This window comes from Prodigiosinella confusarubida, from assembly GCF_002847015.1.
GTDB lineage: Bacteria > Pseudomonadota > Gammaproteobacteria > Enterobacterales > Enterobacteriaceae > Prodigiosinella > Prodigiosinella aquatilis.
Map to the genome: position 1 here is coordinate 4,102,138 of NZ_CP025085.1, position 18,226 is coordinate 4,120,363.

The 18,226-nt window shown below is 47.9% G+C and carries 12 protein-coding genes; 9 read left to right on the top strand and 3 right to left on the bottom strand.

Annotated features, from left to right (window positions below):
• Window positions 1–354: 354 nt before the first annotated feature.
• Genes CWC46_RS18690 through rcsB form a run of 3 tightly spaced genes read left to right on the top strand, consistent with a single transcriptional unit; the run spans window position 355 to window position 4,871 of the window.
• The gene (locus tag CWC46_RS18690; protein WP_021015026.1) at window positions 355–1,536 is read left to right on the top strand and encodes an MFS transporter; all 1,182 of its coding nucleotides are present in this window, start codon (window positions 355–357) and stop codon (window positions 1,534–1,536) included.
• Between the two features lie 4 nt (window positions 1,537–1,540).
• Window positions 1,541–4,201: a phosphotransferase RcsD gene (gene rcsD / locus CWC46_RS18695; protein WP_021015025.1), complete on the top strand. Its 2,661-nt coding sequence runs from the start codon at window positions 1,541–1,543 to the stop codon at window positions 4,199–4,201.
• Between the two features lie 22 nt (window positions 4,202–4,223).
• Window positions 4,224–4,871 carry a response regulator transcription factor RcsB gene (rcsB, locus tag CWC46_RS18700; RefSeq protein WP_021015024.1) on the top strand — a complete coding sequence of 216 codons (648 nt, stop codon included), beginning with the start codon at window positions 4,224–4,226 and terminating at the stop codon, window positions 4,869–4,871.
• Between the two features lie 54 nt (window positions 4,872–4,925).
• Here rcsB and rcsC read toward each other — a convergent pair whose 3' ends face one another.
• A complete protein-coding gene (gene rcsC / locus CWC46_RS18705) occupies window positions 4,926–7,787 on the bottom strand; it encodes a two-component system sensor histidine kinase RcsC (protein ID WP_071790853.1) in 2,862 nt (953 codons plus the stop codon).
• Between the two features lie 125 nt (window positions 7,788–7,912).
• Window positions 7,913–10,552 (bottom strand): DNA topoisomerase (ATP-hydrolyzing) subunit A, encoded by a 2,640-nt coding sequence (gene gyrA, locus CWC46_RS18710; protein ID WP_021015022.1) that lies wholly within the window; start codon window positions 10,550–10,552, stop codon window positions 7,913–7,915.
• Between the two features lie 257 nt (window positions 10,553–10,809).
• On the opposite strand from gyrA, the gene ubiG reads away from it, so the two are divergent.
• The 6 genes from ubiG to CWC46_RS18745 all read left to right on the top strand — a co-directional run bounded on the left by ubiG (window position 10,810) and on the right by CWC46_RS18745 (window position 17,689).
• Window positions 10,810–11,529, top strand: a complete 720-nt coding sequence (gene ubiG, locus CWC46_RS18715) for a bifunctional 2-polyprenyl-6-hydroxyphenol methylase/3-demethylubiquinol 3-O-methyltransferase UbiG (protein ID WP_021015021.1) — start codon at window positions 10,810–10,812, stop codon at window positions 11,527–11,529.
• A gap of 462 nt (window positions 11,530–11,991) precedes the next feature.
• Window positions 11,992–14,277, top strand: coding sequence for a class 1a ribonucleoside-diphosphate reductase subunit alpha (nrdA, locus tag CWC46_RS18725; protein ID WP_021015020.1), 2,286 nt, complete (start codon window positions 11,992–11,994; stop codon window positions 14,275–14,277).
• Between the two features lie 71 nt (window positions 14,278–14,348).
• The gene (gene nrdB, locus CWC46_RS18730; protein WP_021015019.1) at window positions 14,349–15,479 is read left to right on the top strand and encodes a class Ia ribonucleoside-diphosphate reductase subunit beta; all 1,131 of its coding nucleotides are present in this window, start codon (window positions 14,349–14,351) and stop codon (window positions 15,477–15,479) included.
• Between the two features lie 5 nt (window positions 15,480–15,484).
• The gene (gene yfaE, locus CWC46_RS18735) at window positions 15,485–15,745 is read left to right on the top strand and encodes a class I ribonucleotide reductase maintenance protein YfaE (protein WP_037380739.1); all 261 of its coding nucleotides are present in this window, start codon (window positions 15,485–15,487) and stop codon (window positions 15,743–15,745) included.
• Window positions 15,746–16,319: 574 nt separating this feature from the next.
• Complete coding sequence (locus CWC46_RS18740) at window positions 16,320–17,234, top strand: SPFH domain-containing protein (RefSeq protein ID WP_021015018.1); 915 nt, start codon at window positions 16,320–16,322, stop codon at window positions 17,232–17,234.
• Window positions 17,234–17,689, top strand: coding sequence for an NfeD family protein (locus tag CWC46_RS18745; RefSeq protein WP_021015017.1), 456 nt, complete (start codon window positions 17,234–17,236; stop codon window positions 17,687–17,689). The genes CWC46_RS18740 and CWC46_RS18745 overlap by 1 nt, the downstream gene beginning before the upstream one ends.
• Here CWC46_RS18745 and cueR read toward each other — a convergent pair.
• Window positions 17,686–18,120 carry a Cu(I)-responsive transcriptional regulator gene (gene cueR, locus CWC46_RS18750; RefSeq protein WP_021015016.1) on the bottom strand — a complete coding sequence of 145 codons (435 nt, stop codon included), beginning with the start codon at window positions 18,118–18,120 and terminating at the stop codon, window positions 17,686–17,688. The genes CWC46_RS18745 and cueR overlap by 4 nt on opposite strands.
• Between the last annotated feature and the right edge of the window lie 106 nt (window positions 18,121–18,226).

Genomic DNA, 18,226 nt, shown 5'->3' on the forward strand with positions numbered 1-18,226 from the left:
ATATACCCAATAGATTTCGAGTTGCAGAAAGACGTCAAGTGAAGGAATCCCGATGTGGCGTCCACTCAGGTAAGTGATTCAGGTAACAAATCTGTCGAGAGCAGATTTGAACCCTGTTTATAGCGGCTCCAACAGGGCGAGGTCTGGTCATGGGCACGTCATTGGACGCCGCCAACGCACCCGCAACTTGAAAGATGACGGATATATCACTGTGTTTAACGCTCATACTCCTCATTTCGCAATCACGCAGAGAAAAACGCTTCCCTTCGCGATAAAATGATTCACTTATGGTAAAAGTAAGCGCTTATTTGTGTTTTTCTGACTCATGTTTTTTCTGGCGGTATCCATCAGGCTATGAGTACAACATTAGACCCCAAAACGACCAACGGACAACCGTCGCTTTCTGGCAGACCCGAGCAGATGGCAACACGCCTCGTCTTCTTCATTACGGGTATCACCATTTCTGCCTGGGCACCACTGATACCGTTCGCAAAGACGCGACTAGGCATCAACGATGCGTCACTCGGCGCATTGTTATTAACGCTTGGTATCGGATCATTACTCGCGATGTTACTGGCTGGATTCCTTACCAGCCGTTTTAGCTGTCGTCGTGTCATTCTGATAGCCACAATCTGCACATGTCTGATACTCCCTGCGCTGACCCAAGCCGATACCATACTGGAAATGGCGGTGGTTCTGTTTCTATTTGGTTTTGCGCTTGGCCTTATTGATGTTTCCATCAACATTCAGGCGGTGGTGGTGGAGCAGGTCAGCGGCCACGCCATGATGTCGGGGTTTCATGGCTTTTACAGCGTGGGGGGGATCGCTGGCGCCGGAGGGCTCAGCGCCTGTCTTTGGCTGGGGCTGTCACCGTTTTTCGCTACATTGGTGGTGGTGACGCTCACTCTGCTGTTATTGCTTGGGTCACAACGTCATCTACTCCGGTCAAGAAGCACACAGAACAAGGGGCCATTATTGGTACGTCCTCGTGGTCGGGTACTGGTTATAGGCATACTTTGCTTCATAATGTTTCTGACCGAAGGCGCCATTCTGGACTGGGGAGCACTTTATCTGACTACCGCTCGTGGTTTTGACAATAGCTGGGCGGGTATCGGTTATGTGGCTTTTTCCATTACCATGACAGTGGGAAGACTTAACGGTGACCGAATCGTTAATGCGTTAGGACGTTACGCCGTCGTCGCAGGAGGTAGTCTGTGTGCCGCTTTGGGTCTACTGTTAAGCATCAGCATTAACCATCCGGCAACGACCATTGTCGGATTTATGATGGTCGGCATTGGCGCGTCTAATGTAGTCCCCATTCTTTTCACTGCTGCCGGTAACCAGAAAACCATGTCCACCAATATGGCAATCGCGTCTATCTCCATCCTCGGCTATATCGGTATTCTGGCCGGTCCAACACTGCTGGGATTCATTTCACAATGGAGCAACCTATCACTGGCACTGGGTGTTGTCGTACTGTTGCTATTGATTGTCAGCGCAAGTGCACGCACCGTGACCCGTCCATCAGGAGTCTGATTTAATGCCCGCCATCATCATTCGTTACTTCGCCCTGTTCATTATGCTGTTACTCCTGATAACCGGGGTGTTTAGCTATAGCTATATCAATAGTTGGATGACGGAGAAAAAATACGATTTGACTGATATTGCAGAAGATATGCAAAAGCGTATCGATGCTTATCGATTCTATACCGACCAAATATACAAAAACCTGATCAACGATCCTGTCACCGCCACAGATAACAGTAATATCAATCTCATCACGCTGGTGCCGAATGTATTTTATGCAGAAAAAAGCGGCCAGAAAACAGATGCGCTGATCTTTGGGCAACATGACCAGGCGACCCTGAATTCAATGCGCAAAATGTCGCAGTACCTGGACATTCTGTGGGGTGCCACAACTGATGTATATTCGCTGTATTATCTGAACGGTGCGGATAATAGCCTGACGATGATCTCCACCCAACCACTGAAAGATATCTCTTCACAATTTCGCGGTAACTATATTTCCTCAATGGTGGAAGCCCGTAAAGCCGAGATGCTACAGCAGGCCAATGCGCTGGACGAACGCGAAAGCTTCTCTCCGCTACGTAAGCTACGATTTTACAACGATTATTATTTTACGCTGCGCACGACATTCAATCAGCCGGGACATCTGGCAACCGTGATCGCATTCGATCTGTCGATCAATGATCTGATTCCCAGGGATATGTCCAGCGAAGGGTTCATCCTGCGCCAGCAGACACCACCAACCAATATTGAACCGACGACAGAGAATGAAATCCCCACCGATGTCACTCTGGATGGCAGGACACTGGAAGTTTCTGCGCAGCTAATGAATGCTCCGATCAAAATCATCTACATGATTCCGCTGGGTCGTCTGATTACCAACATGTTAAGCGCCAATATCTGGCTGATATTGCTTAATCTGGCTCTACTGGTCATTGCCCTGATGGGGTTCTATGCCTTCCGCCGTCACTATACTCGGCCCCAGGAAGATCTGTCGTATCGTCTTAAAAAACAACAAAGAATGTATACGGAAATTATCAGTCAGGTTCCCATCGGGGTATTGGTTTACGATTTCGGTAGCAACAAGGTAGTGGTCTCCAACTCGCTGGCGGAACGGCTCTCCCCGCATTTGAGCCTGAAGAAAATTGCAACACTGGCGGAGGAGCATCAGGGAGTCATTCAAGTGACTGTCAATAATGAGATGTATGAAGTCCGTCTGTTCCACAGCCAGGAAGCACCTGATTATTACCTGTTCCTGCTGCGTGAGCAGGACCAGGAAATTCTGGTGAATAAAAAGCTACAGTTGGCACAACGGGAGCTTGATAAGAATATTGAGGTACGCAGCAGTCTATTTCGCAATTTAGGTCAGGAATTCAACCAACCTTTGTCATCAGTATATGATCTTGCGCTTTCACTACAGAAAACCGATTACCAACCAGAACAACAACAAGTCATTCGGCAATTAATTGCCGAAGCGGCCCGCGCCGCCAGACTGATGGAAAATATTTCACTACAAGCGCACCTAGAGACAGAGGAATGGACTGCGGCACATGACACTTTCTCGCTATTGACACTGATGGACAATCTGCTGCTGGAATCACTACCGCATATTCGCCAGAAAGGATTGATGCTATTTAACCATTATAATCTCGACATGCGTCAGACTTATTGTGGTGACAGCGAACTGTTAAAGAAAATGCTGTCATTATTGCTGGATTACTCCATCACTAATACAGATTACGGCAAGATTACTGTTTCCCTGACACAGGCAGACGATGCACCTGAACAGCTGATTATCCAGATCAGCGACACAGGCACTGAAATTTCTGACGTCATCCAGGATAATCTGCGCCACCCTTTTTCTACCCTGCCACTGGCAGATCGATTCAATCAAAATTCCGGACTAACCCTATTTTTGTGCAACCAGCTTTGTAACAAACTGGGGGGACAGTTACAAATTAACAGTAAGTCAGGACTGGGAACACATTATATTCTGACGTTAATACTGAAACCGGAAGCTCTGCCTGTCGACGACGACGACGAAAAATTGCTGGATGGTATTACCGTATTACTCGATATCACCGCGATTGAAGTGCAACACATTGTCAATCGCATGGTCAGTAGTTGGGGGGCCAATTGTGTTATTTACGATGAACGATTGATGACACAAGAGGCCGCGCTGACGATTACGGATGATATGGAAAAATTGACCGATTACACCATTCTGGTTACCAGTGACGACACACAACTGGTGCCGATAGGTCATCGTCGATTGCGTACCAATTACAACATCAGCCAGCTTATGCTCGATGCCATGCTGAAACTGATTGAGCAGCAGTTGGAAACTTCTTCTGAAGATACCGTGTCAGAAAACGCTGATGGCATCAGTTTCTACGTCCGTCAGATCAAAAACAGTGACTATTACTCACTGTTTGTAGAGACAGTACCGGAGGATTTAAAGAGACTGTATACTGAAACAGAAAACGGCGATTTTTTGTCACTGGCGCAGACCGCACATCGGCTTAAAGGCGTATTCGCCATGTTGAATCTGCACCCTGGCAAGCAATTATGTGAAGAGCTGGAGAAACTTATTACCTCACAGGATAGTGTACAGATTGAAAATAACCTTCAACGAATTGAACGTTTTGTCAGTGCATTACTACAGCAGGGGTAACTAACAACATGAGTAATAAACAATGAGTAACCTAAACGTAATTATTGCAGACGACCATCCTATTGTCATTTTTGGCATCAGAAAGTCGCTTGAGCAAATTGAATGGATAAATATCGTGGGTGAATTTGAGGAATCCACAACACTGGTCAATAATCTGCCTAAACTGGATGCCGACGTTTTAATTACTGATTTATCCATGCCTGGTGATAAATATGGCGATGGTATTACTTTAATCAAATATATCAAACGACATTTTCCGCAGCTCTCCATTATCGTTCTTACCATGAATAACAATCCAGCCATTCTCAGTGCGGTGCTGGAGTTGGATATTGAAGGTATTGTGTTAAAGCAAGGTGCGCCAACAGACCTTCCCAAAGCGCTGGCTGCCTTGCAGAAAGGAAAAAAATTCACACCAGAAAGCGTCACCAAAGTGCTGGAGAAAATCAGCGCCAGTGGTTATGGCGACAAGCGACTGTCCCCCAAAGAGAGTGAAGTGCTGCGTCTGTTTGCCGAAGGTTTACTGGTGACAGAAATCGCCAAGAAACTGAACCGTAGTATCAAGACTATCAGTAGTCAGAAAAAATCAGCGATGACCAAGTTGGGTGTCGATAATGATATCGCCTTGCTGAATTATCTGTCTTCCGTCAGCGTTACCTCTGACAAAGAATAAACACACCGGGCGTGGTGAATACTTGTTTGCCATTCCCGGCCACGTTAGCCAGAGTCAAGAAGCGGATGATTCCTGTTTTTGTCGCACCAGATTACTGTAGTAGGACAGCGTTTTTTGCAAGGTATCCAACGTCACTGGCTTAGACAGACAGTTGTCCATACCGGCCTGTAAACAGCGTTGCCGCTCTTCTGCCAGGGCATTGGCAGTGACGCCAATCACGGGAAAAGTCTGTTGCATCTCCCTCAGGCACTGAGTCAATTTATAGCCATCCATATTCGGCATATTGACGTCAGTCAGCACGATATCAACGCTGTTCTTCTTCAACCGCTCTAATGCATCAATTCCGTCATTGGCAGTAATAACCTGATACCCCAACGAAACCAGTTGATCTGCCAGCAGACGCCGGTTAATCGGGTGATCATCCACGACCAGAATATTGATGTACTCATTTTCATTGTAGCTGTAACTATCCACTTCCGGTGTTGTCACCGATGCCGGAAGTTCTGCCACCACACGATAGATCCGCCGCAATAATAACGGCAAATCCTGCGGTGCAGAGGTACTGTGCACCCAACAATCCGGACTGACTTGTTGCGCGGAACCGATATGTGAACCGCTAATCATGATCCAGGCACGCATGCTTACAGGCATTGTTAACAGATAATCGGCGATCACCACATCGTCTGCACCGATCTTCTGCCCTTCATGACGTCGAGCATCCAACCCATGATCCTGCAAGAGATCCAGTAAATAGCCCTCCAGACGTACATTACGGACCAACAACCAGCATTTTTTCCCCTGTAAACTGGCGTCAATCACCGAATGAACATAATTAGCCTGATAAAGCGGAATGCGAATGCCAAATTGGCTTCCGATACCAGATTCAGATTCAATCATAATATCACCATCCATAAGGCTGACCAGCTTCTCACAAATCGCCAGCCCCAGTCCGGTTCCCTGAAAATGACGCTGGACACCTGTTCCAGCCTGAAAGAAAGGATCAAACAACTTCATCACTTCCCGGGTATTAATACCGACGCCAGTATCCCGGATCAGAAACTCAAGATAACCATCCCGACAGCCCACCTGAAACACAATACAGCCTGTATCAGTGAATTTAATGGCATTACTGATCAAGTTGGATAATACCTGCTGTAAACGAACCGGATCACCAGAAAGATTCAGCGGTACTCGGGGATCAATAAAGCAGTACAGCGTCAACCGTTTCTTCACAACCAACGGTAGATAGTTGCCCACAATATGACTGATGACTTCACGGGGGGAAAACTCACAGGGCTCTATTTTCAGTTGTTCAGACTCTATCTTGGAAAAGTCGAGAATATCGCTGATGATTTTCAGCAGTAGCTCAGAAGAGTTATGCATGGCGGAAACCAGACGGTTTGCATCTTTGGGCAACGTCTTGGTTTGTATCAAATCAAGATTACCGATAATGCCATAGAGCGGTGTTCGCAACTCATGACTAACCGTCGCCAGAAACATGGATTTAGACTGACTAGCCTGCTCCGCCGCATTTGCCATTTCCTGCAATGACTCCTCCATCCGGACACGCGCACTCACATCCAGCAACACACAGATGGCGACATTCTCATTACGATAGCGCGAATGGACAAAGCTGATTTGCAGATGATGCTGGCGTCCAGTCAGTACATCGACCGACTTCGATTGCTGTTCACAAATAATATGGGTGATCCGTAAACGATCTTCATAGCTCAACAGATTAAGATAATTATGGGCCAGCTCATTACTGAGAATATTAGTGCCGTCACTAAGGCGTAGAATACAGATACCCACAGGGGCAGAAGCTACAATTTTACGATTGAACTGTTCATTTTCTTCCAGTTGAAATGCATTCTTCTCTGCCGGTCGGAATATCTTGCGCTCAAAGAGCCGCGTCATCAAAAACAGGAGAACAGCCACCAGCAAATTCAGCACCACAGTTTTAATTATCAGCGAATTGAGCGCACTTAGTAGCACATCCAGCGGCAGCGAATACACAACATTTAATGTGGTTGGCAACAACACCTTTTTCAGAATCAGCTCGTTGTACCCATCGACATAACCAAAATAGTTAATCACCTCAGGGTAATGGCTGATACTTGCACTATTACGATTCATATCGCTGAACTGCAACAGTGTCTTATTATTTTTATCCAGCAATTTCACGCCAATCGGTAAATCACTGCTCATCAGAAAATCATCCAGACGAATGGTTTGTTCTATCCCCATTATCGTGATGAGCCGGTTATTGTCATAAATTGGCGTTAAGGCATAGAAATAACCCACATCTGATGTAGGACCAGGAGTAACCCAGAAAACACTGTCGTTCCGACGGCCTAATAATTGCTCATTTTTCTCATTCAGAAAGTGGTCCTGCACATTCTTCATCAGGCTTTCACTATCCAAAGACTGATTGCGGATCCCAAAATCCACCATACACTGTTGATTGCTATCGATAAAAAAGATTCTGTTGAGATCGTAAACCGAAGAAAAATCCTCATGCCACTGTTCAAAAAAAGTCACCAGCGGTGTCAACTGCGCAGGATTTTTAGCATATATCGCCGAGCAATTTCGCCCCGAAGCAAGGGAATACACTGAAAACAATGATGATTTGTCAGGCACAGACTGGTCATGCTCTGCCGCCAAAAGAGTGCTTAACCGTTGGGTAGCCATGTATTTCAATTCACGCGCAATATCGGTGGCATGACGTATATATCCTTGCGACTGATCAAAGTTCAGGTTGAAGATCTGACGCAGTTGCGACTCTTTATCATTCATCACCTTACTGACATAAAATACCGATATCAGTGCGCCAAGGAGCCACAGCATAATAGCCAGTATCCGGAACATATAGCGGGATACTTTGAGCGTAGTTTGAAATGAAGCTATAAATTTCAAAGGAATACCGTAAGGTTGTGGAATTATCACCAATAGGTAAAATCTGCGAATACACTACCGACACTGCATAAAAAAAGCCAGCGTATCACTCGCTGGCTCTGGGTTACTCTGGACAAGTATCTGGGTTATTCATCATCTTCAGGAATGTCGTCATCGTTATCGATGTCATCGACATTACCCTCGTCTTCAGGCACTTCACCCTCAACGGCCACAACACCGTCCAGTTCTTCGTCTTCTACAGGTTCAGCAACCCGCTGCAAGCCAACGACATTTTCATCGTCTGCTGTGCGAATCAGCGTAACCCCTTGTGTATTACGGCCAACAATGCTGACTTCAGATACACGGGTACGTACTAGCGTGCCGGCATCGGTAATCATCATTATCTGATCAGCCGCATCAACCTGCACCGCACCAACAACCTTGCCATTGCGATCGCTCACCTTGATTGAAATCACACCCTTGGTAGCACGGGATTTCACTGGATATTCGATGACCGCAGTACGCTTGCCAAAACCATTCTGCGTTACCGTCAGAATATCGCCCTCACCTCGAGGAATAATCAGGGAAACCACCCGATCTTCGCCCTGCAAGTTGATACCTCTCACGCCTGTCGCTGTCCGGCCCATGCAACGGACTGCGCCTTCGGAGAAGCGAACCACTTTACCGGCAGCAGAGAACAACATCACTTCATCGCTACCATCGGTGAGATCAACCCCGATCAGCTCATCACCGTCATTCAGATTCACAGCAATGATACCGGCGCTGCGTGGACGGCTGAATCCAGTCAGTGCAGTTTTCTTCACTGTACCGCTGGCCGTTGCCATGAACACACTCTTCCCTTCTTCGTACTCACGTACCGGTAGGATAGCCGTAATACGTTCATTTGGCTCCAACGGCAACAGATTCACGATCGGGCGACCGCGTGCTCCACGGCTGGCTTCCGGCAACTGGTAAACTTTCATCCAATAGAGTCGGCCACGACTGGAGAAACACAGGATTGTGTCATGGGTATTAGCCACCAGCAGGCGATCGATGAAATCTTCTTCTTTAATACGCGCAGCAGATTTGCCTTTACCACCACGACGTTGTGCTTCGTAGTCGCTCAGCGGCTGATATTTGACATAGCCCTGATGAGACAACGTCACCACAACATCTTCCTGGCTGATCAAATCTTCAATATTGATGTCAGCAGTGTTATGGGTGATTTCCGTACGACGGGGATCGTTATACTGCTCTTTGATCGCTTCCAGCTCTTCGCGGATCACTTCCATCAGACGTTCTGGATTCTGCAGAATGTACAGCAGCCCGGCAATCTGAGTCAGAAGTTCTTTATACTCATCCAGCAATTTCTCATGCTCAAGACCAGTCAGCTTCTGCAAACGCAGATCCAGAATCGCCTGAGCCTGAGGCTCGGTGAGATAATATTTCCCTTCATGAATACCGAATTCCGGCTCCAGCCATTCCGGCCGTGCGGCATCATCCCCCGCATTTTCCAGCATGGCGGCAACGGTACCCAAATCCCAAGGTTTGGAAATCAACCCCGCTTTGGCCTCCGCCGGTGTTGAAGCATGACGAATCAACTCGATTATCGGATCGATATTCACCAGAGCAATCGCCAGGCCTTCCAGGATATGGGCCCGTTCGCGTGCTTTACGCAATTCAAAGATAGTTCGGCGGGTAACCACTTCACGACGATGACGGACGAATGCAGATAAAATATCCTTCAGCGTCATAAGCTTAGGTCTTCCCTGATGCAGGGCGACCATATTGATACCAAAAGAAACCTGCATCTGCGTCTGGGAATACAGATGGTTCAGCACCACCTCACCGACCCCATCACGCTTGATTTCAATCACGATGCGCATACCGTCTTTATCCGACTCGTCACGCAGCGCGCTGATTCCCTCAATACGCTTATCTTTTACCAGCTCGGCGATTTTCTCAATCAGGCGGGCTTTATTCACCTGATATGGAATTTCATGCACGATGATCGTCTCACGACCACTTTTGGCATCAGCTTCTACCTCGGCGCGAGCACGGATATAAACCTTGCCACGACCGGTACGGTAGGCTTCCTCAATACCACGCTTGCCGTTAATGATGGCAGACGTAGGGAAATCCGGCCCTGGTATATGGGCCATCAGGCCTTCGACGCTGATATCTTCATCGTCAATATAGGCCAGGCAACCGTTGATCACTTCAGACAGGTTATGAGGAGGAATATTGGTCGCCATCCCCACCGCAATACCGGACGAACCATTTACCAGCAGATTCGGAATGCGGGTAGGCATAACGTCAGGAATCTGCTCCGTACCGTCATAGTTCGGTACAAAATCGACGGTATCTTTTTCCAGATCGGCAAGCAGTTCATGGGCAATTTTCGACATGCGAACTTCGGTATAACGCATTGCAGCGGCGGAATCGCCGTCAACGGAACCGAAGTTACCCTGACCATCTACCAACATGTAACGTAATGAAAACGGCTGCGCCATACGCACAATAGTGTCATACACTGCGCTATCACCATGTGGGTGATATTTACCGATAACATCCCCGACCACACGGGCCGATTTTTTGTAAGGTTTATTCCAGTCATTCCCGAGTACACTCATCGCAAACAGTACGCGACGATGTACCGGCTTCAGGCCATCACGAACATCTGGCAACGCACGCCCGACAATAACAGACATGGCATAATCCAGATATGAGCTTTTCAGCTCGTCCTCGATGTTGACCGGTGTAATTTCTCTGGCAAGGTCGCTCATGGAGCCGCTATCCCTCTATTAATGCATCCACCCGGGTTCAAAAGGTGAAAAATTATAGCACAAAGCGCAGTTTCTGGGAAAACTCCACACCCGTTACCCTACTTTTATTCATCAGAAAAAACGTCACCCGGACAGAAAAGAATCGCCACATCACATTTATCCCTTCATACCGACAAGAATAACCAGCCGACTACAACATCGGTTGCAGGATAGATATACTCGCTATAGCGAAAATAAAGACAAGGTTATAAATACCCATGAATGCAGACACCAAACCCCTGAATGTCGATCACCAGGAAATTGCCAAATTTGAGGCAGTAGCCTCCCGCTGGTGGGATCTGGAAGGTGAGTTCAAACCATTACATCGTATTAACCCACTGCGCCTGAATTATATTGCTCAACACGCAGAAGGTATTTTTGGCAAAAAAGTACTGGATGTCGGCTGTGGCGGCGGCATTCTGGCAGAAAGCATGGCCCTGGAGGGAGCCAGTGTTACCGGGTTGGACATGGGTAGCGAACCGTTACAGGTAGCACGGTTGCACGCACTGGAAAGCGGTATTACCGTTAACTATGTGCAAGAGACGGTAGAAACGCACGCTGAAACCTGTGCTGGTGAATATGACGTCGTCACCTGTATGGAGTTGCTGGAGCATGTCCCAGATCCACAGTCAGTAGTGGAAGCCTGCGCCAGGTTGGTAAAACCGGGAGGGCACGTCTTTTTCTCCACCATCAACCGTAATGCCAGGGCCTGGCTGATGTTGATTGTCGGCGCCGAATACATTACCAATATGGTTCCTCGCGGTACGCATGACATCAAAAAATTTATCCGTCCGGCGGAACTGTTGCAGTGGGTTGACGCCACTCGTCTGCGAGAGCGTCACATCAGTGGCCTGCATTACAATCCGCTAACCGACCGTTTCCGGTTGGGAACAAATGTAGACGTCAACTACATGATACATACCCGGTGCGACAGCTAAAAAAAACAAATAATTTTTAAAACCAGTGCCTTTGTAACACTGGTTTTTTTATATCCAAAGCTCAAGAATAGAATGCCCCTTCCACTCTCCCGGCTATTTAAAGGATTTCGGCGTAAGCAGATTATTCCGAACGCTTCGTACTTGAATCCTCTTCAGATCAAGAAGATAATTTTCACATCGGACAAGAAACCGGCATTCGATCAATTTTTTTATTTTTCCATTCGTTCGGTTGACAAAAAAAGAAGCCGCATAGGGGCTGGGATTTAGCGCATTTGTAACATTTTGTCCCTATGTTATCCACAAACCCGCCGTTTTTGTTCACTTGCAATCACTGACTTTTCCCACTATCTTGTTATCAAAACCAACCCAACCCCCTATATATAGTGTTTTCTTCTGACAAAAAACACTATTTTCGTTTTTGTTATAATAGGGTGTTAAAAGAAATAACAGGTACTAAGCCACATGAATCAGAGTCTGCTCGTTACCAAACGCGATGGCAGTAAAGAACGCATCAATCTGGATAAAATCCACCGGGTGATCGCCTGGGCTGCAGAAGGATTACACAACGTCTCTGTTTCGCAAGTTGAATTGCGTTCCCACATTCAATTTTATGACGGCATAAAAACCGCTGATATCCACGAAACCATTATCAAAGCGGCGGCCGACCTTATTTCCCGGGAAAGTCCTGACTATCAGTATCTGGCCGCGCGTCTGGCCATTTTTCATCTGCGTAAAAAAGCTTACGGTCAATTTGAACCGCCATCACTGTACGACCATGTGGTGAAAATGGTTGGGCTGGGCAAATACGATCATCATCTGCTGGAAGATTACACGCCTGAAGAATTTACCCAGATGAATATGTTTATCGATCACTGGCGCGATATGAACTTCTCCTATGCTGCTGTCAAGCAATTGGAGGGGAAGTATCTGGTGCAAAACCGCGTCACGGGCGACATCTATGAAAGCGCTCAGTTCCTGTATCTGTTGGTCGCAGCCTGCCTGTTTTCGGGCTATCCGCGCGAAACGCGTCTGGATTATGTCAAACGCTTCTACGACGCCATTTCCACGTTCAGGATTTCACTGCCGACACCCATTATGTCTGGCGTGCGCACCCCGACCCGTCAGTTCAGCTCTTGCGTACTAATCGAGTGCGGCGACAGTCTCGATTCCATCAATGCCACGTCCAGTGCGATTGTTAAATATGTTTCCCAGCGAGCAGGTATCGGTATCAACGCCGGTCGCATCCGTGCACTGGGTAGCCCGATCCGCGGTGGTGAAGCCTTTCATACCGGCTGTATTCCTTTCTACAAACATTTCCAGACGGCAGTGAAATCCTGCTCTCAGGGCGGTGTACGTGGTGGTGCGGCCACACTGTTCTACCCGTTGTGGCATCTGGAAGTGGAAAGTCTGCTGGTGCTGAAAAACAATCGGGGTGTGGAAGGTAACCGCGTCCGTCATCTCGACTATGGCGTACAACTCAACAAACTGATGTATCAACGGCTGGTTAAGGGTGAAGACATTACGCTGTTCAGCCCGTCAGATGTTCCCGGTCTCTATGACGCGTTTTTCGCCGATCAAGATGCATTCGAACAGTTGTATGTGAAGTATGAACAGGATGACAGCATCCGTAAAAAGCAGATCAAAGCGGTAGAACTGTTCTCCCTGATGATGCAGGAGCGCGCGTCCACGGGGCGTATCTATATTCAGAATGTGGATCACTGCAATACCCACAGCCCATTTGACGCACAGGTAGCGCCAGTACGTCAGTCTAATCTGTGCCTGGAAATCGCGCTACCCACCAAACCGCTGAATGACGTCAATGACGAAAGTGGTGAAATTGCGCTTTGTACGCTTTCCGCTTTCAACCTTGGCGCCATTGACAGTCTGGACGACCTGGAAGAGTTGGCGACGCTGGCGGTACGCTCGCTGGATGCTCTGCTCGATTATCAGGACTATCCGATCCTTGCTGCAAAGCGCGGTGCTATGGGCCGTCGCACATTAGGTATTGGTGTCATTAATTTCGCCTACTATCTGGCGAAAAACGGCGTGCGCTATTCCGATGGCAGCGCTAATAACCTGACGCACAGAACCTTTGAAGCCATCCAGTATTATCTGCTGAAAGCATCGAATGCATTGGCCCGCGAACAGGGTGCCTGCCCATGGTTCAACGAAACCACGTATGCACAAGGTCTGCTGCCGATTGATACATATAAACGCGATCTGGACGCCATTTGCAGTGAACCTCTGCATTATGACTGGGATGCGCTACGTAAGGATATTAAACAGTATGGTCTGCGTAACTCTACGTTGTCCGCGCTGATGCCATCCGAAACCTCATCACAGATCTCTAATGCGACCAATGGTATTGAGCCGCCTCGGGGTTATATCAGTGTGAAAGCGTCCAAAGACGGTATTCTGCGTCAGGTGGTGCCTGAATATGAACGTCTGAAAGATGCATATGAATTACTCTGGGACATGCCTAACAATGATGGTTATCTGCAACTGGTAGGGTTAATGCAGAAGTTTGTCGACCAGGCAATCTCCTCTAACACGAATTACGATCCGGCACGTTTCCCGTCAGGGAGAGTTCCGATGAAACAGCTCCTGAAAGATTTGCTCACAGCGTACAAATTTGGTGTGAAAACGCTGTATTACCAGAACACCCGTGACGGTGCCGAAGACACGCAGGGCGACCTGTTGGATACCCCTCAGGACGACGGTTGCGAAAGCGGTGCTTGTAAGATCTGAGTCTATTACAGAGGCTGCTCCACAGCCTCTGTGTTTAACAAGAAAACCATTACTGCCAGATCGAGATACTCATGGCCTATACCACTTTTTCACAGAATAAAAACAACCAACTACTGGAACCGATGTTCTTCGGCCAGCCAGTCAACGTGGCGCGTTACGATCAGCAAAAATATGAAATTTTTGAAAAGCTGATCGAAAAACAGCTTTCTTTCTTCTGGCGCCCGGAAGAAGTCGATGTGTCCCGCGACCGTATCGACTATCAGGGTATGCCCGAACACGAGAAACACATTTTTATCAGCAACCTGAAATACCAGACGCTGCTGGACTCCATCCAGGGACGCAGCCCAAACGTGGCCTTGCTGCCACTGATTTCCATTCCCGAGCTGGAAACCTGGGTGGAAACCTGGGCGTTTTCAGAAACGATTCACTCCCGTTCCTACACACACATTATCCGTAATATTGTCAACGATCCGTCACTAGTATTTGATGACATTGTGACCAATGAGGAAATTCTCAAACGGGCAAAAGATATCTCCGGCTTTTATGATGATCTGATTGAAATGACCAGCTACTACCACCTACTGGGAGAAGGCACACATCAGATCAATGGCAAGAGTATTACTATCAACCTTCACGTATTGAAGACAAAACTCTATCTATGCCTGATGAGTGTCAACGCACTGGAAGCCATTCGTTTCTATGTCAGTTTTGCCTGTTCATTTGCTTTCGCTGAACGCGAGCTGATGGAAGGCAACGCCAAAATCATCAAGCTGATTGCCCGTGACGAAGCCCTGCATCTGACAGGAACGCAGCACATACTGAATCTGATGCGTGCTGGTCATGACGACCCGGAAATGGCGCAGGTGGCGGAAGAGTGTCAACAACAGTGCTACGATCTGTTCGTACTGGCAGCGCAGCAGGAGAAAGAGTGGGCAGATTACCTGTTCCGCGATGGCTCGATGATTGGCCTGAACAAAGACATTCTTTGCCAGTATGTGGAATATATTACCAACATCCGTATGCAAGCCGTTGGTTTACCACTGCCGTTTGAAACCCGCACCAATCCGATTCCGTGGATCAACGCCTGGCTGGTTTCAGACAACGTACAAGTGGCACCACAAGAAGTTGAAGTCAGCTCTTATCTGGTCGGTCAGATTGATTCGGAAATCAACGCCGACGACCTGAGCGACTTCCAACTGTAATTTCCATGAATATTTCAACAATTACTCTGCGCATCTCTGGTGCGCAGCTTTCCTGTTCAGACGAACACTCGTCACTGCTGGATGTTCTTGAATCCCACCGGATAAATGTCGACTATCAGTGTCGATCTGGCTATTGCGGCGCCTGTCGTACCCGACTGCTGAAAGGGAGTGTGGTCTACCGACAAGCACCACTGGCCTGCCTTCGACAGGATGAGATTCTGCCCTGCTGCTGCATGCCTGTGGATGATATTGAGCTGGATATATAATAATGCCTTTGTAACTGCACTATTATTCTGTTTATTTTTATAGCTACAGGCGTTGCTTAATCATTTCGGATAACGCAGGTTATTCTAGTTAGCAATATTTCATTTTATGGTTTTCTAGCAAGACACTATACCCAAAATAATTCGAGTTGCAGGAAGGCGGCAAGAGAATGAATCCCGATGAGCTTACTCAGATAAGTGATTCGGGTGAACGAACGCAGCCAACACACCTGCAACTTAAAGTATGACAGGTATATTCCCTCATACTAATTACGTTCAATAATAAATAATTATCGGCACCTGCTTGTCCCGCCATCTTCCGGTCGTCTCAGTGAAGCCATATTGCTCAATCCAGTTGAAAACAGAGCGATGAAATCAGCAGATCGGCAAAGCAATTGGGCAAATTGCAGTATCTCCGATATTATCATTAACAAACAATCCCGAATCAGCAGATAACGGGGGTTTGGTCGCTTGCTGGGAATAGGCAGCAGCCACTCCGTCGAGCGTCGTTCCCCCCGATGATGTGTAATGAGATATCGGCTTAATCGGGATATAAAAAACCACTGGAGGCTCATTGATGTTTACGTTTATTCCTGTCGTAATTTTTGTCGCGCTGATCATTGTCTGGTCAGGTATCAAGATCGTGCCACAAGGTTACCAATGGACGGTGGAACGCTTTGGGCGTTATACCCGCACGCTGATGCCCGGACTGAATCTGGTGGTACCGTTTATGGATCGCATCGGCCGCAAGATCAACATGATGGAACAAGTGCTGGATATCCCGTCACAAGAAATTATCTCACGTGACAACGCCAATGTAGCCATTGATGCCGTTTGCTTTATTCAGGTTATCGATCCTGCACGAGCGGCTTATGAAGTCAGCAATCTGGAGCAGGCTATTGTTAATCTGACCATGACCAACTTCCGTACCGTGCTGGGTTCAATGGAGCTGGATGAAATGCTCTCACAACGCGACAGCATTAATACCCGTTTGCTGCACATTGTCGACGAAGCAACCAATCCATGGGGTATTAAAATCACCCGAATAGAGATCCGTGACGTTCGTCCGCCAGCAGAGTTGATTGCTGCCATGAACGCGCAGATGAAAGCCGAACGTAACAAACGTGCTGATATTCTTGAAGCGGAAGGTATCCGTCAGGCCGCAATTCTGAAAGCCGAAGGGGAGAAACAGTCACAGATTCTGAACGCGGAAGGTCTTCGTCAGTCCGCATTTTTAGAAGCCGAGGCCCGCGAACGTGCAGCCGAAGCCGAAGCCCGTGCCACGCAGATGGTATCTGAAGCGATTGCGGCGGGTAACATTCAGGCAATCAACTATTTTGTAGCACAGAAATATACTGATGCGCTAAAAACCATCGGCTCAGCCAGCAATAGTAAAGTGATTATGATGCCACTGGAGGCCAGTAATCTGATGGGGGCGATTGGCGGCATTACCGAACTGATAAAAAACAGCCAGGATAATCGAGGTCAATGATGGGAATTGAACTGGTGATGGAAAACGCGCACTGGTTCTGGTTATCACTCGGCGGCCTGTTGCTGGCAGCCGAGATGCTGGGTACCAGCGGCTATCTGTTATGGAGCGGGATGTCCGCAGTACTGGTTGGGTTACTGGTCTGGCTGGTGCCAATAAGCTGGCCGTGGCAGGGGACCGCATTTGCCATTCTGACCATTATCACCGCCCTGCTCTGGTGGTATTGGCTGCGTAAACGCGCACTAAATCGTCCCCCCTCTACACTGAACCAGCGTGGACAGCAATTGGTCGGACTACGAGTCACACTAACTGAACCGGTCGTGGACGGGTTTAGTCGCGTCAGAATCGGTGATAGTACCTGGCGGGTGACAACCAGACAGGATTTGGCGGCAGGTACGGTCGTGGAAGTGATCGCCGTTGAAGGCATTACACTACATGTCCGCGCCCTTAACACCTAGCGGGAGTTATTCTCTCCCGACGGCAGTACGGTATCCTGATGGCAACACCCGGACAGATGGCTCATAATCGGACACTCTGCATTGTTGTCACCAGGACACTCATCGGCCATCGCCATCAAGCGCTGACGCATGTGTTTTAATTCTTCAATTTGTATTTCAATGTCCCGAACTTTTTGCAGGGTTCGTGCTTTGACATCAGCACTGTGCCGCATCGGGTCATTAAACAGCGTGACCAGCTCACGACACTCTTCCAGACTAAACCCAACCTGGCGTGCCTGGCGCAGTAGTGTCAGTTCTTCAACATGATGAGCGTTATAACTACGATAGCCATTTTCACAACGTAATGGTGCCGTCAATAACCCTTTTTCCTCATAAAAACGGATTGTCTTGCTGCTAAGACTGGTTTTTTTGGCTACGTCGCTAATGTTCATTATTCCCCCTTGACCCTCCCCTTGCTGGAAGGTTTAACCTATCTTATAACTAGTGGAAATCATACGACCGGTCAACGAGTTTGACCAACGGTTGTGATCACGGGAG

Coding starts and splice junctions, on each gene's coding strand:
- CWC46_RS18690 (WP_021015026.1), top strand. CDS start 355: ATGAGTACAACATTAGACCCCAAAACGACCAACGGACAACCGTCGCTT.
- rcsD (WP_021015025.1), top strand. CDS start 1,541: ATGCCCGCCATCATCATTCGTTACTTCGCCCTGTTCATTATGCTGTTA.
- rcsB (WP_021015024.1), top strand. CDS start 4,224: ATGAGTAACCTAAACGTAATTATTGCAGACGACCATCCTATTGTCATT.
- gyrA (WP_021015022.1), bottom strand. CDS start 10,552: ATGAGCGACCTTGCCAGAGAAATTACACCGGTCAACATCGAGGACGAG.
- ubiG (WP_021015021.1), top strand. CDS start 10,810: ATGAATGCAGACACCAAACCCCTGAATGTCGATCACCAGGAAATTGCC.
- nrdA (WP_021015020.1), top strand. CDS start 11,992: ATGAATCAGAGTCTGCTCGTTACCAAACGCGATGGCAGTAAAGAACGC.
- nrdB (WP_021015019.1), top strand. CDS start 14,349: ATGGCCTATACCACTTTTTCACAGAATAAAAACAACCAACTACTGGAA.
- yfaE (WP_037380739.1), top strand. CDS start 15,485: ATGAATATTTCAACAATTACTCTGCGCATCTCTGGTGCGCAGCTTTCC.
- CWC46_RS18740 (WP_021015018.1), top strand. CDS start 16,320: ATGTTTACGTTTATTCCTGTCGTAATTTTTGTCGCGCTGATCATTGTC.
- CWC46_RS18745 (WP_021015017.1), top strand. CDS start 17,234: ATGGGAATTGAACTGGTGATGGAAAACGCGCACTGGTTCTGGTTATCA.
- cueR (WP_021015016.1), bottom strand. CDS start 18,120: ATGAACATTAGCGACGTAGCCAAAAAAACCAGTCTTAGCAGCAAGACA.